Below are 25663 nucleotides of genomic sequence, written 5' to 3'. Positions count from 1 at the left end.
CGACACTGCTCCTGGTGGTGTTGCGAGTCGGCTTTTTTATTGGGTACCCCACCTTTTGCGTAACTGATTGTGTAACTGCCCCCCGAATTGATGGCCCAACTCAGCACGCGATGTATCTGGCTGCTCTTTGTAGTGAGCGTAGGCGCTCTCGTTACCCACGCCGCAACGGGCCTTGAGACGTCTCTGGGCGCCCTGCTGCGCGTCGACGGTCTCACGATCATTATGGCTGTCGTTGTCACGTTCGTAAGCGGCATCGTACATAGCTTTGCTCGGCGCTACATGGCCGGTAGTCAGCACATCGGGCGGTTTTACGGGCGCCTGTTTCTACTTACGCTGGTCGTTCTCGTGCTAACAGCAGCAGACCACCTGGCACTTTTCGTAGCCTGCTGGGCGCTGATGGGCTGGCTTCTGGCCGACCTCATCGGACTTATCCGGGGCTGGCCGCAGGCACAAGCCGCTGCCCACCGGGCGCGCTGGTCGTTCCTCGGCGGAAGCGCTCTGCTGGCAGTGGCACTCGGACTGATCGCGCTGCACACCGGCGCCCATACGATCTCGCAGGTACTGCCTCGCATCGACATGCTGCCTGCGGGCACGCAGATCAGCATAGCTGCTCTCCTGATCGGCGCCACTATGATTCAGTCGGCGCTCATCCCTTTTCATGGGTGGCTGCTCTCCTCCATGAATGCCCCTACCCCTGTATCCGCTTTCATGCATGCCGGAATCGTTAATGCCGGAGGACTCCTGCTGGCACGGTTTGCTCCTGTTGTTGCTGCCTCGCCAGGCATCATGCTTGCGATTGTGGGCGTCGGCGCACTCAGCGCGCTGCTGTCTCAGGCCTGGATGCTCATTCAGGTCGATGTGAAGCGCCAGCTGGGCTGCTCAACCGTAGCGCAGATGGGCTTTATGGTGCTGCAGTGCGGACTCGGGTTCTTTGCTGCGGCTATTGCTCACCTCATCCTGCATGGCTTCTACAAAGCCTACCTGTTTCTGGGCTCAGGGTCGGGCGTTGCGATGAAGTCGCCGACACCGAAAAAACAGACTGCATCCGGCGCTCCTGCACTTGTCGTAACAGGTATCACAGCTCTGCTGGGAGGCGGACTCTTCATGCTCCTTACAGGCAAGTCTTTCACCGCCCCCGATGGCGGACTGCTACTTACGCTCGTGATCGTGCTGGCTGTGCTGCACGCTGCCCAGACGATGTTGCGTTCCACCGCACTTACAGCAGCAGCACGTGCCGTGGCTGTGCCGCTGGTGGTACTTCCAGCCCTGGTGCTCTATGCCCTCGTGTACAACGGCATCGCTGCACTCACCGCCGGACTGCCCATGGAAGTCGCTCCAGCCGAGGTTTCTGTGCTGCACGGCGTGGTTGGCCTCCTGTTCGTACTGGCCTACGTCGCTGTTGGGCGCGGATGGCACCGCGAGCGTCCGCGCCTCTATACCTTGCTGCTGAACATGTCGCAACCCGCGTCTTCTACCGTCACCACCCACCGCCCCGAGTACCATGCGAACTAACCTGTCTGCCCTTCGCGCCCGTGTCGAGAACGCCGCCAAGGTGCTCGGGCGCTGCTGGCCCCTTCAGTCGTACATCGCCGCAAACCCCCTGGCTGGACTCGAAAAGCGTCCGTTTGAGGAGGCCGTGCGCATCGCTAATGCCCTGTATGGCGGGCGCGGCTATCCAACGGCCGTCCAGCTTCGAGCAGCGTGGGAGTCCGGGGCGATCGATCCCGACCATCTGTCTGATCGGCTGCAGGCTCACGACCTCACGGCAACGCCCGAGCAGCTGCTTAACCGGATGGAGCGTGCGGCTGACGAGGGCGCCGAGCCTCCCGCTGATGACGCCCCGCTAAACCGCGCGATGGCGAAATGGCTCGCAGCGTTTGTGGATCAGGGAAACGCACCCTGGCCCATGCCCAACCGCCACAACGGATTCTACGCCGCCTGGCGCACCGTGGCCCCTCACGACACAAGCCTCCCGCGTCGCAACCAGCTTCGCGACCTGCCCGAACGTCCGCTCGAAGCGCTATCGGATGCGCTCTCAGGCTACGACGAGCCCCAGTGGGAGTCCATCTTACAGTATCACCTGACCGCCCTGCCGGGGTGGGCAGCCTTCGTCAAGTGGCGCGCGCAGGCCCGCCACGACGCCTGGCAGGCTACGTATCCAATTACCATGGCGGGCTACCTGGCCGCACGCCTGCACACCGCACGGGCTCTTGGCATCTCCATTCCCCCCGGCAATCCCCCCAACAACGCCTCCGACAACCTGGCGTCTCCCCTTAAGACGGCCCCCGAAAACGGGCAGCAGCCGTCCCCCCACGCAGCGCCCTGGCTCGAAGCGTGGGAAGCCACCTACCGTGGGCAGCTTCTGACTGATCTTGTGGATGCAGCATCCGGTACGGCGGACACCGATAACGCCTCCGCATCCACCCGTCCCGATGCCCAGCTGGTATTCTGCATCGACGTGCGCTCGGAGGTGATCCGCCGTCACCTCGAACAGACTGGGCCTTATGACACGTTTGGCTATGCGGGATTTTTCGGGCTTCCCATGCAGTACCAGGCGCATGGCAGCGACACCCGCTTTGCGTCGTGTCCACCGATTGTGGCTCCCAGGCACCGCATCCACGAAACCCCCTGCAGCGGACATGCAGAGGCGGCCGACACGCACGACAGATGGGCGGCCCTGGTGCAGGGCGGGCAACAGCTCGTTAAGTCGCTCAAAAACAACATCGCTGCCGCATTTGGCTTTGTGGAGGCGGCGGGCGGACTCTTTGGCGTGGCGATGGCGGCGCGTACGCTCGTACCTGGGTGGCTGCGCACCCGGCGCCAGGCCTGGGACGAGCGCATTCCGTCGTCGGATACGTTCTGCACCCTCTCGCTTGATCGCCGCTCTGAAGACAGCGAAAGCGACAACGGCGACGGCCTACCCGTTGGAATGACCACGGAGGAGAAGGCGTACTATGCCGAAGCAGCGTTTCGTCTGATGGGGTGGAAGCAGTTCGCGCCGGTCGTGGTCTTCACCGGACACGGCAGCGAAACCGCGAACAATCCGTATCAGTCGAGCCTTGACTGCGGAGCCTGTGCCGGACATGCCGGCGGCCCCAATGCGCGGGCGCTGGCGGCCATCTGCAACGAAGATGAGGTGCGCGATATGTTGCAGACGCGCGGCATAGAGATCCCCGACGACACGGTGTTTCTGGCTGCTGAGCACACCACCACAACCGATGCGGTGCGGCTCTTCCATCCACCTGCCCTGACGGATACGCTGACGGATGCGCAGGCCGCAATCGTAGAGCAGCTTCAACGCGACCTGCGCACCGCACAGGAAGCAGCTACGACCGAGCGCGCCCCAACGCTGAACGGAGCACGTCCGGCACACGCCGTAACAGACACCGCGCGCCGGGCCTCCGACTGGGCCGAGACCCGTCCGGAGTGGGGGCTCTCTGGCAACGCCTCCTTCATCATCGCGCCGCGTGCGCTGACCGCTTCCCTCAATCTGCAGGGACGCTCCTTTCTGCATGCGTATGACTGGCAGAGCGATTCCCGCGGTACGGCGCTGGAGACGATCATGACCGGACCGCTGGTTGTGGGCGAGTGGATTAACACGCAATACTACTTCTCAACGGTCGACAACGCCGTCTACGGAAGCGGATCGAAGATCACGCACAACGTAATGGGCAACGTGGGCATCTGGCAGGGCAACGGCGGCGACCTCATGACCGGGCTGCCGCTGCAATCGCTTCAGGTCGACGACCACACGCCCTACCATCATCCGCTGCGGCTGCTTGCCGTGGTGCAGGCGCCAACGGAACGCGTCGAACGCATCCTGACGCGCAACGTGGAGCTCCGCATGCTCTTCGACAATGAGTGGATGGCCCTCTCGGTCATGGATCCCACACAGAAAAACACTGTGCAGTACTACCATCCTGGCGGCACCTGGGAAGCCTCCGCAGACCCGGCTGCTCCCTATCGCTTTCCCCCGAACCAGCAAACATCAGTGCCCGACTCGGAGCCGGAGATCGCTTCAGCGGTATAGCGACACGCATCTACCAGCTCCTATGCCGACGCAAAAGTATAAAGAATAGACTGCTGCTATGAGTGATACCAACGAACCCACCGAACACAGACTGCATCCGCTCAAGAAGATTGAGATTGTCGTCAAGGGCAAGCGCGAGGAGTTCGTGCAAGACCTGCTTGAGCAGTCGGGCGTGAGCGGCTACACTGTTCACCGCAACGTCTCTGGCAAAGGCGCCAGCGGCTTCCACGAAGGCCAGCTCCTGTTCAACGACGAATCCGGGCTCGTCCTGTTTTTCGCGGTGAGCGGTGCAAACCGGATCCAGTCGATTATCGACGGGATGGCCCCGCTGCTGGAGAGCAGCTCCGGCGTTATGTTTGTATCGGATACGCAGGTGGTTCGCCTCAAAAAGTTCGTAGGCGACGACACGTAGTCCACAAAGCACAACAACGAGCACGCCCCTGCGCTCCCCGCAAAGCGGACCAAACGGCGACAGCAGCGCATAACACTCACTTGTTATGTCAACCTCATGTTCTGCTCTGTTGCTATGCCAAACGAACTGCTGAAGCGCAACCGCGAGTGGGCCGCCAAGCACGAGACCCACTTCTTCGATGACCTCACCGATGGGCAGTCGCCGCGTTTTCTGTGGATCAGTTGCTCGGATAGCCGGGTGCCTGCCAACGAGATTGTAGACTGCCATCCGGGCGATCTGTTTGTGCATCGCAACATCGCCAACCGCATCGACCACGACGACCTAAACGGGCTGTCGGTGTTGCAGTATGCGGTGGAGGTGCTGCAGGTGCCCCACATTGTCGTGTGTGGCCACTACCAGTGCGGCGGCGTAAAGGCTGCCATGGAGACGACCGACCATGGGCTCATCGACAACTGGCTGCGCCCGATTAAAGACTGCTATCACCGCTGCCACAGCGAACTTGATGCTCTTGCGGACGAGCAGGCACGCTGGGACCGGCTGTGCGAGCTGAACGTGGTAGACCAGGTGGAAGGCATTGCGCGCACGACGGTCGTCCAAAAAGCCTGGCAGCGGGGTCAAGACCTCACCGTACACGGCTGGGTCTACCATCTCTCTGAGGGACTCATTCAGAACCTGGGCGTTGAGATTGACAGTCCCGAACAGGTGCCCGCCATCTACCGCATCGCCCCGTCTCAGAACGAACCAGCCCGCGAGCCGTCTGCCAGCAGGTAAGCCGTCGCCGCATGCCGGGCTCTGGAACGGGGCTCTGGAACGGGGCTCTGGAACGGCCTGCCGTGGCTGCTGTCTGTATGGGTAGCTCACTTCTCGTGTGCTGCACGCCGGTACGCCTGCTTCCCGGTGCCACAGACCGGTGCCACAGACCCGGCTTTCGCTACCCTCTCACCTTTTCGTTTTCCATGCTCGCTGCTGAGACCCTCACGCCCAGCCAACAGCGCATCGTTCAGCACGGCGAAGGGCCCGCGCTCGTGTTTGCGGTGGCAGGCGCCGGAAAGACCACCGCGATGGTGCATCGCATTCGCCATCTCGTTAAGGAGCGCGGCGTAGCGCCGGGGCGCATCCTGGCCAGTTCGTTTAGCCGGGCCACCGTATCCGACCTCGACGGCGGCCTGCATGCACTCGGGGTGCGCGGGGTCGACTGCCGTACGCTGCATGCGCTGGGGCGCCGATGCATCCAGCACGCCGAAGCGCGCAAACACCTGCCGCCCCGGCTCGACGCGCAGTCCGTCTCGCCCGCCCACGCCGCGCAGTACCTCGCCGAACGAGCCCTACAGCAGCTGGCGCGCGAACGGGAAATCGATGTCGCCGACCTTGGCATCCCCCAGCCCGACCTTGTCGACCAGATCGGCGCCTGGAAACGTCAGCTCTGCTATGCCGACCTCAGCGCTGCGCATCTGCCTGAATCCGCCCAGGAGCACGCGTCGCAGGCCGACCACGAAAACGACGACTACCTCACGCTCTACCGCTACGCCGAAGACGAGCGCGCCCGCGAGGGCTGGGTCACGTTCGACGACATGCTGCGCGAAGGGTGGGAGGCCCTCATGCGGTTCTCGGCCGTGCGCGAGGCGGCTCAGTCTGCCTACGATTACGTACTCGTCGATGAGTTTCAGGATGTCAGCCGCGTGCAGTACCGCATGCTCGACGTACTCACCGCCCCGCATCGCAACTACATGGCCATCGGCGACGACGACCAGTGCATCTACACCTGGCGCGGAGCCGATCCGTCGTACATTCTCGACTTCGGCACAGCCTACGACGCCGAGGAGTATATGCTGCACGACAACTTCCGGTCGCCCGTGCAGCAGACTGCCCTTGCGAACCGCGTCATTGTCCACAACACCGAGCGCCAGGAGAAGCGCATCCAGTGTACGAAGGGATACGGAGGCACCACGCAGTGCACCGCTGCGCAGGATGCCGCCGAGGAAGGCACCCGCATCGCATCCACCATTCAGTCGCACCTGCGGGCCGGGCACGCCCCCACCGACATCGTGATTCTGGTACGCCAGTATGCCCAGACCCCTTTCATCGAGCAGGCGCTGCTGGACGCCGAGGTGCCGCACCGCATCGTAGGCAACACCCCTTTCTACGAACGGCCCGAAGTGCAGACGCTCCTGCAGTACCTCTACTGGGCCACGCTCGAAGCTACCGTGCAAGAGCGCGGCTGGTTTGCGGATCGCCGCAAGGTCGGGCCGTACCTCGACCGCTTTCAGACGATTATCCGCACGCCCAACCGATATGTTAGCTACGCTGTGCTTCAGAACGTAGCGCGCGCGGCCCGAACGCAGCAGACCTCCCTGCTCGACGCCCTCGCCGCACACACCGATCAGATGCACGAGCGCACCGTTGAGCAGGTAGAGGATTTTCTGGAAACCGCTTCATCGCTCACCGACCGCGTCAACGCCCCGGCCTCCGATACCCTCTCGTGGCTCATCGATACCATCGCGTACGACGACCACCTGCGGGAGCAGAGCGCGTTTCGGGATGTCGGCGAAAACCGGGTCGCCACCGCACAGTCGCTTGTCGGGTTCGCCGACGAATACGCATCGGCGCAGGAGTTGCTGCAGGCCATCTACCGGATCTCCCGGTCGCATGCCAACAGCGATCCGGCGGCCACGCTCACGCTGCGCTCCATCCACCGGGCCAAGGGCGGCGAGTGGCCCATCGTGTTCGTGCCCGGCTGCAACACCGGCACGTTTCCGCCCGCCGGCACCGAATCCGATACCCGCATGCTGGAAGAGGAGCGGCGCCTCTTCTACGTGGCTGTAACGCGGGCCCAGGAGGAGCTGCACCTCTCGCATGTGGCGGCGGACCCTCGCTCGCCATTTCTGGACGAGGCCCGCCCCGACGCCACCCTGGCGCAGTGCGATACGCTCCAGACGGTCGCCGAGACCGATCCAGCGTCGCTTACGCCGGGAGATGCGGTGCGCTTCTGCATGGCCGTGGGTACCCTCGGGCTTGCGCGTTACGTCCGCGCCTGGTGGAATCCGCCCGCAGGCTTCCGGGAGCGCCTCATCGAACGCGCTGATGAAGCCGAGGCGACGGTCAAAGAGAAGCTGCGGGAAGGCGACGCCACGGACTTACTTATCCCCGTCGCCAAACGCGCCGAGTCGGTGTCGGCCACACGCCCGTTCACGTTTGCCGCCTCCGCACAGACGGGCCGGATTGAGGTGTACCAGCGCGACCGACGCATTGGGTTTGTGGATACGGAGCGCAGCGACCAGCACGTGCCGCTTGATCTGTTCCCGTGGGACACCCTCACCGCCCACCTGGCCCGCCGCACCACCTCGGGCGAGACCCTCTACCTGCGTCCGGGCACGGCTCTAACAAACGGTGACCAGCCCCCCTCTGAGGACGCCCCATCCGCATCTCCCCTTACAGATGTGTTTACGGATGCATACCAGCAGGGCAAGAATGCGGTAGCGGATGGTATTTAGCAGCGTATTTAGCGGCCAGGCCGCCCACTTTTCTGCCCGCGCCGTTACGCGGGCTGGCGGCGCGACGCTTCAACGTCGGCGATGGTACGGATGGTACGGGCCACGCTATCCGGGAGCACAGAAATCGTATCGATACCGGCCTCGACCAGAAATGCCGCAAAGTCCGGATGGTCACTTGGCCCCTGGCCGCAGATGCCCACCGGAATGGCGCGGCCCTGATCCGGATCGTGCGCTGTGTCGATGAGCTGACGGATGCTTCGCGTGACGGCCTCATTCCGCTCGTCGAACAAGTAGGCCAGACGATCCGAGTCGCGGTCTACACCGAGCGTGAGCTGCGTAAGGTCGTTCGACCCGATTGAGAACCCGTCGAAGAGCTCAGAAAACCGGTCGGCCAGCACAATGTTGGACGGTACTTCAGCCATGGCATACACCTTCAGGCCATGTTCGCCCTGTTTGAGTCCCTGATCGGCCATGAGGTCGAGCACGCGGCGCCCCTCATCGGGCGTGCGGCAGAACGGAATCATAGCCACGATATTGTCGAATCCCATCTCTTGGCGTGCCATACGCAAGGCCCGGCACTCCAGGGCGAAGCCATCGGCGTAGTCGTCGCTGTAATAGCGCGCGGCTCCACGCCAGCCCAGCATCGGATTCTCCTCATCCGGCTCAAAGCCCTGTCCTCCGATCAGATTGGCGTACTCATTGGTCTTAAAATCGCTCATGCGCACAATAACAGGATGCGGATACTGCGCCGCCGCAATGGTGGCGATGCCCCGGGCCAGCGTTTCAACGAAGTAGTCCGGCTTATTGTCGTATCCGGCCGTTAGCCGCTCGATGGTTTTGCGGGCCTCCGCATCCTGCACCTGCTCAAACCGCGTGAGCGCAAGCGGATGCACTTCAATGATATTGTTGATGATGTACTCCATGCGGGCGAGCCCCACGCCTTCGACCGGCAGACGCCACCACTTCATCGCGACCGGCGGACTCGCCACGTTGATCATTACCCGCGTGTTGACTTCGGGAAGCGTGCTCAGGTCCTGCTCGTCTACGTCGTAGTCCAGCGTGCCGTCCAGCACCTGTCCTTCGTCGCCATCGGCACACGACACCGTCACCTCGCGCCCATTCTGGAGCACCTCCGTTGCGTTCTCGGTTCCGACAATGGCCGGCAACCCCATCTCACGGCTCACGATGGCCGCATGCGACGTGCGTCCGCCGCGATCGGTGACGATAGCGGAGGCCCGCTTCATGAGCGGCACCCAGTCCGGGTCGGTAAGCTCCGTCACGAGAATGCCCCCGTCCACAAACTTGTCGCGCTGCGAGGGATTCTCCAGGCGGCATACCGGTCCGGTAGCGATCGCATCTCCGATCGCTGCGCCGCGCACCAGCACCTCGCCCGGCTCTGTGAGCGTATACGAGCGGAGCGTGGCGGCCTCGCGCTGCGACTGCACCGTCTCTGGACGCGCCTGCACGACGAAGATATCGCCCGATTGGCCATCCTTTGCCCACTCGATGTCCATGGCCTGTCCGTAGTGTGCTTCGATGGACGCGCCCCACCGGGCAAGCTGGAGAATCTCGTTGTCTGTGAGCACGGGTGTGCGCTGCTCATCTGCAGGCACCGGCACCACCTCCGTCGACCCGCCCGCTGCGTAGACACACTTGCGGTCCTTCTGCGACAGCTGGTATCCGGTGATGGGAGCGAGCGCTTTGTTATCGAGGAAGGGCGTGTAAACGCGATACTCATCGGGCGTCACCTCACCGCTGACCACCCCCTCGCCAAGTCCCCATGCAGCGTTGATGACCGTAATGTCAGGGAAGCCGGTCTCCGTATCCAGCGTGAACATAACGCCGGCACTTCCGAGGTCGGCCCGCACCATCTTCTGGATGCCAACCGAGAGCGCAACGTCGGTATGGTCAAAGCCTTGTTCATTGCGGTAATAGATAGCGCGTTCGGTAAAGAGGGAGGCGAAGCATTTCCGCACGGCGGCGATCACCGCATCGATGCCCGACACGTTGAGAAACGTATCTTGCTGACCGGCGAAGCTGGCCTCCGGAAGATCCTCGGCCGTGGCTGAGCTGCGGACGGCCACATCCACGTTCTCCTCGTCGTACCGGGTGCCGAGCGCACGGTAGGCCTCGGTGAGCGCCTCGACAAACGCGTCAGGCAGTTCGGCCGTCTCAATCAGCGAGCGGATTTCCGTGGCAGTCTCGGCGGGCGTTTTCGCATCGTCCTGCAGCAGATCGAGAATGGCCGACCGCAGATTGGCCCCGTCTAACACCGACCAGAAGACATCGGCCGTAGTGGCAAATCCGTAAGGGACGCGCACACCCGCCTCAGCAAGATTTGTCGTAAGTTCGCCAAGAGAAGCATTTTTTCCACCAACGAGGGCAACGTCATCAGAGGAAAGCGTATCGAACCAGCGGATCATAGCACAGAAGGGTTAAACGAGCGGGTGTAAAACGAGCGGTTGTTAAACGAGCGAGGAGCAGAAGGCGAGAGCCCGACCTACAAGACACAGTATACGCTGCATTAAGGCAGACTTTCACCTTTTTGGAAGCGCTTTCAGTATATCGAATGCACCCTCAAAATGATGCACGCCATGCATGTTCTTACGGGTCGGTTACAGGCACTGCGGTCGACCTGTCAGGTTTTTTTGTTGCGCCCGTCGTTCCGCATCGGGTGCGATCGTTCCGATACGCACGTGCCGGGCGTCGTCGGCGGGCTCGAAGCGGGCCCAGCGCAAGCTCATCGCGCCCTGGTGTGCCGCGTGGGCATCGTGGCTTATCGCGTTGTCGTGAAGTGCCCTGTTGTCTACCGTGTAGCGCCCATCCAGCCACGTCACCCCCAGCGCCCCATCGTCAAGCACCACCGACGACAGAAATCCGTGCTCGGCCGGTCGCCCTTCGCCGTGCAGGATGAACGGATCCTCCCACGTAGCCCCACCATCGGGCGACCAGGCCGCGTGGATATTGTAGTGGTAGGCCACCGGACCGCTGCGCACGAGCCAGTGCGCAAAGAGCCACTCCCCAACCGGACGCACGCCGGGGGTGTCGGCCCAGTTCGCAAACCAGTCGTCTCCTTCGGCGACGGTCTGCGGTGCCATCCAGGAACTGCCGTCATAGCGCACAAATTGCAGCGCATGCCCGGCATCCGTTTTAGATAGATACGACAGCAGCAGGCGACCGTCCGCATCCACCGAAAGACGGGGCGCGAAGGTCTCGCCCTCAACGGGCGCCTCAGCAGGCAAGAGCGCGAGCCCGGGCGCCTCCGGCGTGCTGCACGCCCCGGGTCCCAGCGCGAGCATGGCGCATGCAATGAGCATAGCGGAAAGATATCGCATAGATCGGTTTGTCTGAGCGCTGAGGACACGACGCATGGTATAATCCAAGAATGGTGTTCTCCAAGAAACGAAGGCGAAGCGGCAGATGCCACATCACACATCAGATCACGATTTCTGGTTTCGGGATGCGCTGGACACTACAGGCAGCATCTACAAGTAGTACCTGCAAGTAGTGTCTGAAAGCAGTAGATGTGTGAAATGCCTGTCTTATCCGTGTTTAGCGGTGAACAACACAGGTGCTCAAAACTGAAACGGAGATCCACATTCACTCTTTGAAAGCGTTCTAAAACGCTTGCCTAAGCGTGACGGTGGTCGCTCGTATTCCCACCTATTCAGCCCCTTCTTCCGATGGAAGACGCTCCTACTATACTGGTCATTGGCGGCGGTGCGACTGGCACCGGCATTGCTCGCGACCTTGCGCTTCGTGGCATTAGCGTGATGCTTGCTGAGCGAAACGGCCTCTCCAGCGGGGCGTCGAGCCGGTCGCACGGACTGCTCCACAGCGGGGCCCGCTACGCCGAGGCCGATCGCACCGGTGCCGAAGAATGCATCGAAGAGAATCGCGTACTTCGCTCAATCGCTGGGGCGTGCATTCGCAACACGGGGGGACTGTTTGTTCAGCTTCCAGAAGACGACCCGGACTATTTCGAGAGCAAGCGGGCGGCCTGCGAGTCTATCGGTATTGAGACGCGCGTGCTCGACGGAAATGCAGCCCGGCGCGTCGTGCCCGGACTCTCCTCACGCGTTGAGCGCGCCATGTGGGTCCCTGACGGGGTCGTCTATCCCTCGCGCCTCAGCGCAGCCAACGCTGCCGATGCCGAGGAGCAGGGCGGCACGGTTTTTCCTCATGCCCCGCTTGAGAACCTCACCATCGAAGATGGGCACATCACGCAGGCCACGCTGGGCGGCAGCGTAGATGCAACGGTTGCCCCGCAGTATGTCATTAATGCAACGGGCGCCTGGGCCGGACAGGTGGCAGCGATGGCCGGCGTCGATGTCGAGATGGCACCTTCGCGCGGTGTTATGATCTCGGTAGTATACGACGCCCTCGGCCCCGCCCTCAACCGGTGCCGCGACCCCGACGATGGCGACATCATCGTTCCTCACGAGAGCGAGGTCGTTCTCGGCACAACGAGCGTCTCCGTCTCGGACCCCGATGCGTATGAGGAGGCCGAATGGGAGGTCGAGAAGTCGGTTCAGGAATGCGCTAAGATGCTTCCCCCGGTTGCTGAGGCCGCTGTGGTACGCACCTGGTGGGGCGTGCGTCCGCTGTACGCGCCCGACGAGCAGAAGAGCAACCGCCGTGGAATCTCGCGGGGGTTTTTCGTGCTCGACCATGCCGACGACGGGGTAGAGAACTTCTTGAGCATCGTGGGAGGGAAGCTCACCACCTACCGCCAGATGGCCGAAGCCGTGTCAGATCGCATCTGCAGCAAGCTCGGCGTAGAAGCCGAATGCCAGACCGCCACGCGTCCGCTACCCGGCGCCAACGACCCAGACCGGCTCGATGCGTTCGTGGCGCGCTACGACGCGCAGGGTCCTACCGACTCAGATGTGGTTAAGAACGGCGTGGCAGCCTGATTCTGCAGTGCGGTGCTGCCGTGGCGCCTCAGCTATCGATTTTCATGCAATGAAGAGGACTGGACGTTAGCGCATTGAATCCACAGTCTCGCAAGACGGTTCAGGAGACGTACGCTGCCGCGAGCTACCTGCTCGGCCCCCTGCTTTCCCTGACTGCTTTCTTGCCTATGCGCCCCACCCATATCCTCGAAACCAGCCTGTACGCGTCGGATCTGGAGGCGGTGCGCCACTTTTACGGTACCGTGCTAAACCTGCCCGTGGTGTTTGACGAGCCTAATCGCCATCTCTCGTTTCGGTGTGGCGACGGCATCCTGCACGTGTTCATCGCCGAAGTGACGCGTCAGACCGAATCGCTACCCGCCCATGGCGCCGACGGAGCCGAGCACGTTGCGCTCGCTGTTCCTTTTGGTCAGGTGGATGCGTGGCGAGCGCGCTTCAACCAGCACGGCATCCCTGTTGAGGACAGCACGACCTGGCCGCACAACGAACAGGCGGTCTCGATCTACGTGCGCGACCCGGCAGGCAACAGCGTGGAGCTGGCCACCCCCGAGCTGTGGGGGCTCGATGCAGGAGCCCGCGACGACGCCGTGCAGCGCATTCGCCCGCACGTTCCGGTCGAAACCGACGACCAGCGCCCCATGGAGCAGTTCCAGAGCCGCACGCTGCGTCCGCTATGCAAGCTACAGAACCCGCTCGTCCTGACGACGGTGGCGCGCTACCTGGCCAAGTACAACACGGGCGTAGCACAGATGGACCGCGCCGACCAGGCGGCGAAGGTGCGCAACCTGCTTAAGGAAGACCGCCGTCTGAAACGCACGCTCGTGGGCCTGATTGCCGGCCACTTTACCGCGGACGAGTTTGCGTTCTACCTTGACCATCAGCGCGAGGTGCGGCGCCGGCTTGTTGCGCTGCTTATCCAACGCGCATTAGACCAGCTGCAGGCGATTGTTGATCGCACGTGAGGCCCTGCTATGGCCAGGCCCTCTACGCCCCGAAAGCGCGTCAGGACCGGCAGACGGGCACCTGGGCCCCGCATCCGTAAATCCATGATGAAACTGCACTGCTGCCTGTACACTGACTGGATCATTTGTGAGAGCGTCGCGTGCATCCTGTGCTACAAACAAAAAGCTACAGAAAGAAAGCCGCCAACGTAGCTCAGTTGGTAGAGCAGTCCCCTCGTAAGGGACAGGTCACCGGTTCGAGTCCGGTCGTTGGCTCTGCAGCCCTGCCGTCCCTTCTGACGGCAGGGCTTTTTGCATTCATGTTGTACTCCTGGCTACGCGGGGGCTGTTACGCCCCGGCGCTGTTCATCCGCATACGCTACTTATTCCCCTTTGTACACGATGCCTCCTTCTATCGACCGCCTCAACGTAGGCACTGAAGCGCCTGATTTTACAGGGCCTACGCAGTACGACGAACCGCTCATGCTTTCGGACTACCGCGGGCAGTGGGTGGCGCTTTACTTCTATCCAAAAGACAACACCCCCGGATGCACCAAGCAGGCCTGCACGCTGCGCGACGGGTATGAGCGCCTGCAGGAGCACGGTATTGCGGTAATCGGCGTATCGGAAGACGGGGTGGACTCGCACACCGCGTTTGCAGATGAGTATGCGCTTCCGTTTCCGCTGGTGGCAGATCCCGAACACGAGATTCTGACGACGTACGGCGTGTACGGTGAGCGGAATCTGTATGGCAACACGGTTGTCGGCACCAAGCGCACCACGTATCTTATCGACCCCGACGGCGTGATCCGGCACGTGTTTAAGCGCCCGAAAACCGATGCGCATGTCGACGAGATCTTTTCGAAGTGGGAAGGGCTGTAGTAGAGCGCGCTGGCCTGGGCGTTGCGCCCGGTTTGCTGAACAATGCAACGGTGGTTAAGTTAGCAACTGAGTAGCGACGCCCCACCGTCGCATTCCGACTGTCCCACTCTTTTATTGTCCCACGCCCGCTTTTATGCTGCACGAGACGTACGAGCCCGTCATAGGGCTGGAGGTGCACTGCCAACTGCAAACAGAGGCGAAGCTATTCAGTCCTGAAGCCGCCGCCTACGGAGCGCCCCCGAACACGCACGTCGACCCGGTGAGTCTGGGGCATCCTGGCACACTGCCGGTCTTGAACGAAGCGGCTGTAGCGCACACGCTGCGCATGGGGTTGGCCACGCACTGCGAGATCGCTGAGCAGTCATTCTTTGCGCGCAAGCACTACTTCTATCCCGACCTGCCCAAAGGATACCAGACCTCGCAGTTCGACACCCCGCTCTGCTTTGGCGGCTACCTTGAGATTGATGCGGGCCCTGAAGACGACGCGTCGGGCGAGATGCCCCGCAAGCGCATTGGTATTACGCGCATCCACCTTGAGGAGGATGCGGGCAAGTCGATTCATGACCAGAGCGCCACGCACACGCTGCTCGACTACAACCGCTGCGGCGTCCCCCTCATCGAGATGGTTTCGGAGCCAGACCTGCGTTCGCCCCGTGAGGCGTATCGTTACCTGCACAAGGTGCGGCAGCTCGTGCGCTGGCTTGGCATCAGCGATGGAAACATGGAGGAAGGGTCGCTGCGGTGCGACGCCAACGTATCGGTGCGTCCGAAGGGGCAAACCGGATTCGGCACGCGCACCGAGCTCAAGAACCTGAACTCGATTCGCAATGTGGAGCGCGCGCTTGAGTACGAGATCAACCGTCAGATTGTAGCGCGTGAGCGTGGCGAGGCCGTGCAGCAGCAGACGCTGCTGTGGGATGCGGATGCGCAGCGCACCCGCACCATGCGCACCAAAGAGGCGGCCCACGACTACCGCTACATGCCCGACCCGGACCTCCCGCCAATCGTTGTACCGCGCGAGCGGATTGAGACGCTGCGCGAGGCGCTTCCTGAGATGCCTGATGCGCGACGCACGCGCTTCATGAGCAACCTGGGCCTGTCGGCCTACGACGCGGAGGTGCTCACCGAGGAGCGGGCCCTGGCCGACTACTTCGAGGAGGCGCTCTCTTCGCTCTTCAAGCGCACCAAAGGCGGTGATACGAAAGCACAGGCGAAAGAGGTAGCCAACTTCGTTATGAGCGATGTGCTTCGCACGCTCAACGAGACCGACGACACGCCAGACACGCTCCCCGTTACGCCCCGGCGCCTCGCCCAGCTTGTGTATCTTCGCCTGGAAGACAAAGTCAGCTCCAGTGGCGCCCAGGAGGTCTTCGAGCTGATGCTGGAGAACACCGACGACTCGGCTGGGAAGATCGCCGACGAGAACAACCTGATTCAGATTTCGGATCGTGGAAGCATTGAGCCCGTCGCCGCGTCGGTGCTCGACGACAACCCCGACAACGTGTCCAGCTACCTCGATGGCAAAGACGGGCTCCTGGGCTTCTTTATCGGACAGGTCATGCAGCGCATGGACGGCTCCCCGAACCCGCAGCTGGTGCGCGACGTGCTCTCTGAGAAGCTGGATGCGCGCGCCGAATCGGCGTAGCATACGTACCTGCTTACCCGCTGCCCTGAGGCACCTGCCTCGGGGCGCTCTGCGTGCCCGCGGCATTCACATTATTGTATCATTTATCTCATAGCATCGTGCGCATTTCATCACTTCCCGGGCTCTCCCGCTGGTCGTCCGGGCTTCTCTGTAGCCTGCTGGCCACAATGGTTCTGGTTGCGGCGTGTGGGTCCGGACAGGCCCAGGAGCAGCCCCGCATCGAAAGCGTATTCGAGGGGCAGATCACCGTTCACCCTGATGTCGACCCAACCGAAAACTACAGTGGGTTCACCGTGCTGGTCATCCAGCCAGTAGGGCGCAGCATTGATACGCTGGGAATTGCCCAGACCGACACGTCGGGGGCCTTCTCGATGACGATAAGCGCTCCGGAGCGGGCGGTATACCCCTACGTTGTACAGCGACGCGGGAACGTGCTGCACGAGGGAGAGCTCGTCGTTGCCGAAGGCGATAGCGCCACGCTTCGCATGCAGCTTCCGGTGCGCGGACTGGCCCGCATCCGCTCGCCTGAAAACGATGCGCTGATGGCGTACCGAAACACCATGGCTCTGCATCGCCAGACGATGGTCGACGGCCTGCAGGATGCGTATGATGAAGCCCGCATCGGGCAGAGCGTGCGCCAGACGAGCAGCATTCTCTGGGGACTGCGCGAGGGGTTTCCCGGCTCATACGTTGCCGACCTGGCAGCGGTCGAGTCGATCGCGATGATTCAGGGCTGGAACGACTCGCTGACCGTGGCGCGTGCGGTGGCCCTCTCTCCAACCAATCCGCGTTATGCCGAAGCGCTGCGTATTGCGCGGCAGGCTGAGGCGGAGCGCAACGGTAAAGTTGCTGCGCTCAACCTTCTTGAGGAGGCTATCGCCCAAGCCCGGGAGAGCGGGGCCGACACCAATGTGCGAGCGAGCCTGATGGCCGAGGTCGTGCGCACCCATCTCGACAGCTTAGACCGCGACGAGGCGCTGCAGGCTGCGCGCACGCTGCGCAGTGAGTACCCGAACACTGAGTGGGCCGAGTGGGCCTCTCGCGCCGAATACGAAGCCGAGAACCTGCTCCCTGGCAGTACCGCGCCTGACTTCAGCGTGACAACCACCGACGGCGAGACGCTCTCGTTAGACGCGATTGGAGAGCGCCCGGTACTGCTTGAGTTTTACCGCCCACAGAACGCACTCTACCGCGAGCAAATCCCTACGCGCAATGCCATCTATGAAGGCACTCAGTCCCAGGATCTGCAGATCATCTCGATCTCGTTAGAGCCCGACTCTGTGCTCAACGAAGCGTTTCGCGATGGCCGTTCGCTCCCTGGCCATCACGTGATTGCTCCTGAGGGTAACGAAAGCCCCCTACTTGAAACCTACAACATTGCATCCCTCCCCACACGTGTGTTGATTGATGCAGAGGGCCGCATTGTGAATAAGTACCTGGGCACGGCAATTGTCGCGCTTCAGGAGGACATCCGGACCTTAGATGCGAGCACGAGCGCGCGTTAGTGGATCTCTCAGTACGCGTTCGTGCCCTGCATACGGCTTACTTTCGCTATTGCTCACCAGCTTCCTTTGTTTGAATGGGTACCCTGTCTTACATAAAGAACTTCATCAAAGACCGCGACGTAGCGGCGATCACCCCCTCCTCATCGTACTTGGTTAAGCGCGTATGCCGCTGGATCAACTTCGACGCGCCCTGCACAATCGTGGAGTATGGTCCGGGCGACGGGGTATTTAGCCGACACATTGCACGAAACATGCATCCCGACTCATCGCTCGTGCTCATCGAAAACAACGATGGGTTTGTAGCAGACCTGCGGTCACTCGAAGAACAATACGAGCAGGTCACCGTGGTGCACGACCGCGCGGAGAACGTACAAACAATCATGGATTCGCTGGGCCTGGAAGCGGCAGACTACTTTCTTTCAGGCATTCCCTTCTCGTTCCTTGACGACGATATCAAGGACGACCTGCTACAGGATACGTTTGACGGGCTCTACGATGACGGCAAGTTTCTGGTCTACCAGAACTACAACCATATGGAGAAGCCGCTGCGTCGGTACTTCAAGCATGTTGAGAAGGAGTACGTCCTGATCAACATTCCTCCTATGTTCGCCTACGAAGCCCGCAAGCAGTAATCCCCCACAGGGCCCCCCTTTGGGCCACATTCTCCTTGACTCGCTCCATCTCGTCTCTCTATTTACCATAGCGCCTTACACGCATGCTTATTGCTGGAAACTGGAAGATGAACACCACGCTGCCCGAAGCGCAGTCGCTGGCCGGGGCCATTGCCAGTGGCGCCCTTGAACGACAACGCGTTCTCTCTGGCATCGATATGCTGGTCTGCCCGCCAAGCATAAACCTGCAGGCTGTAGGCGGAGAGCTTGCCGAAACGCCCGTAGCCCTGGGCGGACAGCACATGCATCATGAGAACGATGGGGCGTTCACGGGCGAGGTGTCGGCCCCCATGCTTGCGTCTGTCGGATGCACCTACGTTATCGTGGGCCACTCCGAACGCCGCCAGCTCTTTGGACTATCGGATGCGGACGTTAATGCCCAGGTAAAGCAGGCACAGGCGCACGACCTCACGCCCGTGATCTGCATCGGTGAGACGAAAGCGGAACGCGATGCTGGAGAGGCCCAGGCTGTCGTCCGTCGCCAACTCCACGCTGCTCTTTCTGATGCCGCTGTGGTGCCCGAGCAGGTCGTTGTTGCATACGAACCGGTATGGGCTATCGGTACCGGCGACTCTGCCACGCCTTCGCAAGCGCAAGAGATGCACGCATTCGTACGCGACGAGCTGGTGGCGCTTTCAACCGAGACTGACGCTGCCGGCATCCCTATCCTGTACGGCGGCAGCATGAAGCCTCATAACGCCGAATCCCTGCTCTCGCAGCCCGATGTTGACGGCGGACTGATTGGCGGAGCCAGCCTCTCGGCCGATGATTTTCTCGCTATTGCTGAAGTCGGAGCCGCTGAAGTCACTGCCTAAGAGCCTGTTTGGTTTTGGTTTGCAGGCTTCTCCGCACAGACTTCTGGCACCATGGTGCATCTTTCTGCAGCATGGTGCCAGCGCATGCTTACCCTGGAACCGCTTTCAGCGTACGCCGCGCTTTTGTCCTCTTTCTCCTTACCCCTCCACTCGCATGCCCACCGGAAGTATTGTCGGCTGGGGCCACTACGTCCCCGAACGCGTGGTCACCAACGACGAACTGTCAGAGTACATGGATACAAGCGACGAATGGATTCGCTCGCGCAGCGGCATCCGCGAACGGCGCTTTGCAGCTGACCATGAGACGACCGCTACCATGTCGATTGAGAGCGGCCGCCGTGCGCTTGACTGTGCCGGCGTAGCTCCCAGCGATGTGGACCTTCTTCTCGTTGCCTCTTCTTCGCCCGACTATCTTACGCCGCCGGTCTCCAGTCAGGTGCAGCAGGGGCTCGGCATGCCGACTGTTGGTGCCATGCAGCTCACGGTGGGATGCACCGGCTTCTTGTATGGCGTGGTGACTGCCGAGCAGTTTATCCAGGCAGGGACCTGCGAGACGGTCCTCGTTATTGGCACCGAGCTGATTAGCCGCTGGCTAAGCTGGAATACACGGAGCACCGCGGTGCTCTTCGGCGACGGCTCGGGCGCGGTGGTCATGCAGGCATCTGATACAGGCGGCATAGACAGTCACGTTCTGGGGTCAGATGGCAAGGGCGCTCAGCATATCATCGTACCTTCAGGTGGAGTTGCGCACCCCATCACGCACGAGCGCGTCGACAACGACGAGCCGACCTTAGAGATGAATGGGCGTGAGGTGTTTAAATTTGCTACGCGCATTATGGATGGCGCCGTGAAAGAAGCCCTGAGCACATCTTCGCATACCGTGGCAGACATTGACCTGCTGATCCCCCATCAGGCTAATGCCCGCATCATTCAGTATGCTGCCAACTCACTTGGGCTCAGCGACGACCAGGTCTTCATGAACCTCGACCGCTACGGCAACACCTCGGCGGCCAGCATCCCGCTGGCTCTCTCTGAAGCATTTGATTCCGGCTATGCGCAGCCGGGTGACACCGTCGCGCTTGTCGCTTTTGGGGCCGGACTCACCTGGGGGGCCACAATCATTGATCTGCCTGCCCCCTTACCGGCGTTATCGGTTCAGGCCCGTTCATCGCCGGCTCGCACAGATGCATCTGCACGATCCTGATCGGAATGCAAGCCCGCACGGCTGTGCTCACGCAGCCCTGTCTGACTATGCGTCGTCTGACGCACTGGATTTGCTCTTGTTGTCAGCCCCACTGCTTTCCGAGCTCGTGGTGCTTCCCGGCGTACTCGTCGAAGTCGTACCGTTCGACGTCCGGGACTTGCCTCTCCGTTTGTAATCGGTCTCGTAAAATCCACTGCCTTTAAAAATAAGGCCGGCGGATCCGCTGATGATGCGCTCTACAGGCTGTCCGGTTTCCGGGCAGGTGGTAAGTGGGTCATCGGTAATCGACTGCTTGATCTCAAACTTCGTTCCGTCTTCGCGACGGTACACGTAGGTAGGCATAACCGGGTTACAGCAAAAAAGTGAAAATAGGTCGTTATGGAAGGGCCTTGCTTCAACGCGTCGTTTAGGTAACGCCGAGCGCCTGCGTTGCACCTGCATTGCAGACGCTGCTTTGGGGAATTCAGAACGGACGCACACGGGAATTAGCGTGCTTGTTCCGCGCTTTAGCGCGAAGAAATGAGGCATGCCCTTCTGCAAGCGTGCAGCGCAGATGCCGTTTGGGCGACCGTCTTTTTCGGATCTACCGATGCACCTCTTCGCGCTACAGGCAGCGACTCAGCGCTTCTTGATTTGCTCCGAGACGCAATTGCCCGATTTGCGCGGCATGTTTTACTGTGCCGGACGCGCTGCTACCGAAGCAGTAAACTCATCCGTCGTCAAGCTCTCTGAGAGATCGTCTTGCTTAGATACCGTCTCAGGGAAGAGCGTATGCGCAGCACGCAGCACGCGCTCAATGCAGATGCGGAACCAGGCCGTGTATCGATCTGGGTGTTCATTGATATCGTTGATGAGCACTGTAGGCTCCATCCATGTCCAATCCTGTACTTCATCTGGGTTCGGGCGCACATCCGGCGTTGCTTTTCCAATGAACACATGATCGTACTCGTGTTCAATCATTGTGTCGGAAAGCACCGCCCGGTACGTAAACCGAAAGGCCGGGTGCAGCTCGCACTGGAAGCCCATCTCTTCTTGCATCCGCCGCTGAACAGCTGCTTCAACAGGTTCGTTCGGAAGCGGGTGGCTGCAGCATGTGTTCGACCACAGCCCTCCCGAGTGATACTTCTTCACGTTGCGCTGCTGCAACAGCAGGCGGCCTTTCGGATCAAACACAAATGCCGAAAACGCGCGGTGCAACCACCCCTGCTGGTGTGCTTCTAACTTATCGGCAAGCCCAACGGGGACATCGTGAGCATCAACCAGGACGACTTGGTTTCGCATATTAACACATTTGTTATAGTCTGCTGATGGTACTACACACACGCACTGCATGCGATCTGGATGCACTGTGCCGGCGTACCATTGTGACAATTGTGCATTTATTTTAACTCTCGGTCTTTCGGCTTACGAAAGCAACACCTGCTTCCATAGGTTACAGCTACTCTTTATCCAACAAACACTGTACTCTTATGCCAACACTTACGATCGAAGGAGAAGGAAGCTTCGAAGTTGAGAGGGGCACGCGACTGGTAAATGCGATCCGTGAGGCCGGGGTCGACATCGGGCACCGCTGTGGCGGCCATGCCCAGTGTACCACCTGCCGCGTTACATTCTCAGCAGGCGAACCCGATACGATGACACCTGCCGAGCATGAGAAACTGCACCAGATCAAGCAGTTCGGCGATATGCGACTGTCATGCCAGATCCGCGTTGACGGTCCGATGCACGTAACTCCCCTGATGCGTCTTGAAGACCAGTCGTGGGACGATACCGGGCCCGAACCCGCGGATTCCATTGAACCGGAAGACAATCCAGTCTCTATCGACTCACTCGAAAGCGATGCATAATCTCGTAATTCAGGCTCCATAGTGATGCTTAACAGCATACCGAATGCATGCTATAGACTGCTCCGGAAACGTGTCTGTGCGCGACTTCGGTGAAGGGGGCACATCGGTATAATTGACTGGGCACCCTTTCGTGTGCGTATTACGTCAATGTGTATGGAGTTGATTGGTCTGCAAGGGGGTAGGCAGCGAACCGTAACGGTCAACTACGCATTGCTATACATGGCGTAACGTGCTTCTTTTTTGAGAAGATGCACCTCGTGTCTTCCCCCTTGCTGTCTGTTGACTTTTCCACGCTATGTCTTTAATACGATCTAACCGCTGGGTTCAGGGACTGCTTCTAACGCTCGGAGCGTTTCTCACCCTGCTTCTTATCGCTCCCGGTATCTTTGTTGAGTACTTCTGGCTCAGCGAATTAGGATATGGGAGCGTTTTCTGGACCAAACTTGGCTTTCAGGCCACTATGTTTGGGCTGGTGTTGCTCATTGCCGGTTCCTACTTCGGCGGTAACATCTTGCTATTCATGAAGCGCCTACCTCCCTACTGGGCCTCCCAGCTCAGCCAGGGCGAGGAAGGCCCGCAACTGGGCGGCCGTCCTCTTACCGAGGGGCGGCTGAAACGCCTTGGGCTGGGCCTCGCTGCAATCTTCACGCTCCTCTTTGCCATCGGCTTTTCAGGCCGGTGGGACGAGCTCATGCGCTACTGGCATGCACAGCCATACGGGCGCCCCGACCCGGTCTTCTCGCATGACCTTGCGTTCTACATGCTCGAACTCCCGTTTATTCAGTCGCTTCAGAGTGGATTTGTAGGGCTCGTCTTTCTGGGACTGCTCATTCTCGTGACCGGATATGTGCTCGTCGGTGCCATTGGCGTGCGTAACGGCCAGCTTGAGCTACGCCCCTCTGCGATACAGCACATTGGCGTCAATGCCATTCTCCTGCTCATTGGATGGGCCTGGGGCTTCTACCTCGACCGTTATGAGCTCCTCATGGAGCGCAGCGGCGCTGTGTTCGGAGCCAACTACACCGATATCAACGTGGTGCTTCCTGCCCTCTGGGTTATGATCTTTGCCACGCTGTTTCTCGCTGTGCTGGTCGCGCTTAACCTGAAGCGATTCCGGTTCCGGCTTGTCTCCTACGGGGCCGGCCTCTACGTGCTTGTGCTTATTGCCAGCATGGTTGTGGCTCCTCGTGTGGTAGACCAGGTTCGCGTTATTCCAAACGAACTCCAGGTTGAGGAGCCGTACATCGCAAACAACATCGAGTTCACGCGTGAGGCCTTTGGCATCAACGACTCGGTTGAGCGCGAATACCCGGCCCGCACCGAGCTCGACCCGGAGGCCCTGCGTGCCAACGAAGATGTAGTGCGCAACGTACGACTCTGGGACCCTCGCCTTCTGGTCGACACATACGTACAGCTGCAGCAGATCCGTCTGTACTACCAGTTCTATGAAGTCGACGTCGACCGCTACGTTATCGACGGCGAGTATCGCCAGGTTATGCTCTCGCCCCGCGAGCTCACTCAGCGCCTTCCGTCCGGATCGGACACCTGGTTCAACCGTCACCTGCAGTACACGCACGGATATGGAACGGTTATGAACCTCGTAGCGCGAGAAGGCATCGAAGGCTCGCCCGAGTTTCTGATGCGTGACCTGCCGCCTCAAGTGATCGACTCCTCACTCGTGGTTGACAATCCGGCGATCTATTACGGCAGCCGCACCAACAACTACCGAATTGCCCCTACAGACGCGCAGGAGCTTCACTATCCTGCCGGGGATGAGAACGTGTACACGAATTATACGGGGGATGGCGGCATCCTGCTCGATTCTTTCTGGAAGCAGCTGCTGCTCGCCTATTACATGGGCGATTATAACATTATTCTGTCGCAATACCTGAATGAGGAAAGCCGCATTCAGATCTGGAACAACGTATCGGAGCGCGTTCAGCGCGTAGCACCCTTCCTCATGTTCGACCGCGATCCGTACTTCGTAGTTAGCAGCAAGCGGCAGTATTGGATTCAGGACGCTTACACCACCAGCCGGTCCTTTCCTTACAGCGAGTCAATTGAAGGGCATGGCAAGTACAACGGGCTGCAGTACATCCGCAACTCCGTCAAGATTGTCGTAGATGCGTACGACGGTGATGTTGGGCTCTATGTGATGGAGCCGGACGATCCCATCGTGCAGACCTACGCGTCTGCTTTCCCGGATCTGTTTCAAGAGTTCGACCAGATAGGGGCCGGGCTGCAACGCCACATTCGCTATCCGCAGGATATGTTTGAGTTGCAGATTGAACGGCTTCGCCGCTATCATATGCAGCGCCCGCAGGTCTTCTACAACAACGAAGACCTCTGGACACGCCCCATCGAGAACTACGACGGGCGCCAGGTCCGCATGGAGCCTTACTACATCATGACCCGCCTGCCAGGCGAGCAAGAGCTCCAGTTTATGCTCATGACTCCCCTCACGCCCGATGACCGCGACAACATGATCGCCTGGATTGCGGCTCGATCGGATCCACAAGATTATGGCCAGATCGTGACCTATAAGCTGCCTAAAGACCGGCTTATCTACGGTCCCAACCAGATTGAGTCGCGCATCGACCAGGACCCTGAAATCTCGCAGCAGATTGCGCTATGGGATCAGCGAGGCTCTCGTGTGCTGCGTGGAAACCTGATCGTGGTCCCCATTGAGGATTCGTTCCTGTACGTGGAGCCGATCTTCCTCATCGCCGATAACATTCGCATCCCGCAGCTACAGCGCGTAATCGTGTCGTACGACGAGTTCGTCGTCATGGAGCGCACGCTGAACCAGGGGCTGAATCGCATCTTCGGCGAAGAGGTGATTGAGGCTGAAGAGTCGATCGTTGCACAGGTGCAAGACACCCCCGATCAGCCTATCAGTATTGAGGATGCGCCCGGTGTTACGCCGCAAAATATCGGGCAGGCCCGCACGCTCATCCGGCAGGCCCGCCAGGCGCTGCAAGATGGCGACTTCGCTCAGTTCGGCCGTCGCTTCGATGAACTGGAGGAGCTTCTCCAGGATGAAGCCGACGAGGTCCCGACAGTGCCTACTGGCGCTCCGGATGAAGCAACACCGCCAAGTCCGGTGCCGGATGCCCCACCCACTGATGGTGCAACGCCCCAACAGCCGTAACCGGATAGCCTCTGGCTGCCAGCACGGTAACATATGAAAGCCCGCCCCGTCGCGACAAAACGACGGGGCGGGCTTTTTCTGTGGAGAGCGCACGTATGCAGCTTTCAGCTTCAAGACCTGTTGCACACGCCCTCACTTGCATACCCAAACCCG

Annotated in this window: 19 protein-coding genes and 1 tRNA gene; 16 read left to right on the top strand and 4 right to left on the bottom strand. The window is 60.6% G+C overall.

Annotated elements, in window-relative coordinates; all coding sequences use genetic code 11:
* The first annotated feature begins 90 nt into the window (after positions 1-90).
* From ACZ48V_RS05355 to ACZ48V_RS05335, 5 genes are all read left to right on the top strand, one after another.
* Positions 91-1512 carry a proton-conducting transporter transmembrane domain-containing protein gene (locus ACZ48V_RS05355; protein ID WP_464542313.1) on the top strand — a complete coding sequence of 474 codons (1422 nt, stop codon included), beginning with the start codon at positions 91-93 and terminating at the stop codon, positions 1510-1512.
* Entirely contained in the window at positions 1502-4030 is a 2529-nt protein-coding gene (locus tag ACZ48V_RS05350) for a DUF2309 domain-containing protein (RefSeq protein ID WP_464542311.1), read from the top strand. The genes ACZ48V_RS05355 and ACZ48V_RS05350 overlap by 11 nt, the downstream gene beginning before the upstream one ends.
* A gap of 58 nt (positions 4031-4088) precedes the next feature.
* The gene (locus tag ACZ48V_RS05345; protein WP_464542309.1) at positions 4089-4442 is read left to right on the top strand and encodes a P-II family nitrogen regulator; all 354 of its coding nucleotides are present in this window, start codon (positions 4089-4091) and stop codon (positions 4440-4442) included.
* 114 nt (positions 4443-4556) lie between these two features.
* On the top strand, positions 4557-5213 hold the full coding sequence (locus ACZ48V_RS05340) for a carbonic anhydrase (protein ID WP_464542307.1): 657 nt from the start codon (positions 4557-4559) through the stop codon (positions 5211-5213).
* 185 nt (positions 5214-5398) lie between these two features.
* Positions 5399-7933 (top strand): ATP-dependent helicase, encoded by a 2535-nt coding sequence (locus ACZ48V_RS05335; protein WP_464542305.1) that lies wholly within the window; start codon positions 5399-5401, stop codon positions 7931-7933.
* A 44-nt stretch (positions 7934-7977) separates the two neighbouring features.
* Here ACZ48V_RS05335 and ppsA read toward each other — a convergent pair whose 3' ends face one another.
* Together ppsA and ACZ48V_RS05325 are read right to left on the bottom strand one after the other, a co-directional pair.
* Positions 7978-10356, bottom strand: a complete 2379-nt coding sequence (gene ppsA / locus ACZ48V_RS05330; RefSeq protein ID WP_464542303.1) for a phosphoenolpyruvate synthase — start codon at positions 10354-10356, stop codon at positions 7978-7980.
* Between the two features lie 192 nt (positions 10357-10548).
* On the bottom strand, positions 10549-11268 hold the full coding sequence (locus tag ACZ48V_RS05325; RefSeq protein ID WP_464542301.1) for a sialidase family protein: 720 nt from the start codon (positions 11266-11268) through the stop codon (positions 10549-10551).
* A 348-nt stretch (positions 11269-11616) separates the two neighbouring features.
* Between ACZ48V_RS05325 and ACZ48V_RS05320 the strand changes: the two genes are divergently transcribed.
* From ACZ48V_RS05320 to ACZ48V_RS05280, 9 genes are all read left to right on the top strand, one after another.
* Entirely contained in the window at positions 11617-12849 is a 1233-nt protein-coding gene (locus ACZ48V_RS05320) for an FAD-dependent oxidoreductase (protein ID WP_464542299.1), read from the top strand.
* 167 nt (positions 12850-13016) lie between these two features.
* A complete protein-coding gene (locus tag ACZ48V_RS05315; RefSeq protein ID WP_464542297.1) occupies positions 13017-13811 on the top strand; it encodes a VOC family protein in 795 nt (264 codons plus the stop codon).
* Between the two features lie 182 nt (positions 13812-13993).
* Positions 13994-14066: transfer RNA gene (locus ACZ48V_RS05310), tRNA-Thr, on the top strand.
* Positions 14067-14192: 126 nt separating this feature from the next.
* Positions 14193-14672, top strand: coding sequence for a thioredoxin-dependent thiol peroxidase (gene bcp / locus ACZ48V_RS05305; RefSeq protein WP_464542295.1), 480 nt, complete (start codon positions 14193-14195; stop codon positions 14670-14672).
* A gap of 133 nt (positions 14673-14805) precedes the next feature.
* Entirely contained in the window at positions 14806-16317 is a 1512-nt protein-coding gene (gene gatB, locus ACZ48V_RS05300) for an Asp-tRNA(Asn)/Glu-tRNA(Gln) amidotransferase subunit GatB (protein WP_464542293.1), read from the top strand.
* A 98-nt stretch (positions 16318-16415) separates the two neighbouring features.
* Complete coding sequence (locus ACZ48V_RS05295; RefSeq protein WP_464542291.1) at positions 16416-17822, top strand: TlpA family protein disulfide reductase; 1407 nt, start codon at positions 16416-16418, stop codon at positions 17820-17822.
* Positions 17823-17896: 74 nt separating this feature from the next.
* Positions 17897-18454: a class I SAM-dependent methyltransferase gene (locus ACZ48V_RS05290; RefSeq protein WP_464542289.1), complete on the top strand. Its 558-nt coding sequence runs from the start codon at positions 17897-17899 to the stop codon at positions 18452-18454.
* An 83-nt stretch (positions 18455-18537) separates the two neighbouring features.
* Positions 18538-19308, top strand: a complete 771-nt coding sequence (gene tpiA, locus ACZ48V_RS05285) for a triose-phosphate isomerase (RefSeq protein WP_464542287.1) — start codon at positions 18538-18540, stop codon at positions 19306-19308.
* Between the two features lie 154 nt (positions 19309-19462).
* Positions 19463-20512, top strand: coding sequence for a beta-ketoacyl-ACP synthase III (locus ACZ48V_RS05280; protein WP_464542285.1), 1050 nt, complete (start codon positions 19463-19465; stop codon positions 20510-20512).
* A gap of 45 nt (positions 20513-20557) precedes the next feature.
* On the opposite strand, the gene ACZ48V_RS05275 is transcribed toward ACZ48V_RS05280, so the two are convergent.
* On the bottom strand, positions 20558-20854 hold the full coding sequence (locus tag ACZ48V_RS05275) for an FmdB family zinc ribbon protein (protein WP_464542283.1): 297 nt from the start codon (positions 20852-20854) through the stop codon (positions 20558-20560).
* A 330-nt stretch (positions 20855-21184) separates the two neighbouring features.
* On the bottom strand, positions 21185-21793 hold the full coding sequence (gene idi, locus ACZ48V_RS05270) for an isopentenyl-diphosphate Delta-isomerase (RefSeq protein ID WP_464542281.1): 609 nt from the start codon (positions 21791-21793) through the stop codon (positions 21185-21187).
* Between the two features lie 188 nt (positions 21794-21981).
* Here idi and ACZ48V_RS05265 point away from each other — a divergent pair, with 188 nt between their 5' ends.
* Both ACZ48V_RS05265 and ACZ48V_RS05260 read left to right on the top strand, forming a co-directional pair.
* A complete protein-coding gene (locus ACZ48V_RS05265; protein WP_464542279.1) occupies positions 21982-22359 on the top strand; it encodes a 2Fe-2S iron-sulfur cluster-binding protein in 378 nt (125 codons plus the stop codon).
* A 295-nt stretch (positions 22360-22654) separates the two neighbouring features.
* Positions 22655-25510: a UPF0182 family membrane protein gene (locus ACZ48V_RS05260; RefSeq protein WP_464542277.1), complete on the top strand. Its 2856-nt coding sequence runs from the start codon at positions 22655-22657 to the stop codon at positions 25508-25510.
* Positions 25511-25663: the final 153 nt, after the last annotated feature.

It is taken from the genome of Longimonas haloalkaliphila (assembly GCF_055379825.1).
Note: the sequence above shows the minus strand (reverse complement) of the source record. Positions and strands in the feature narration are given on the sequence as shown.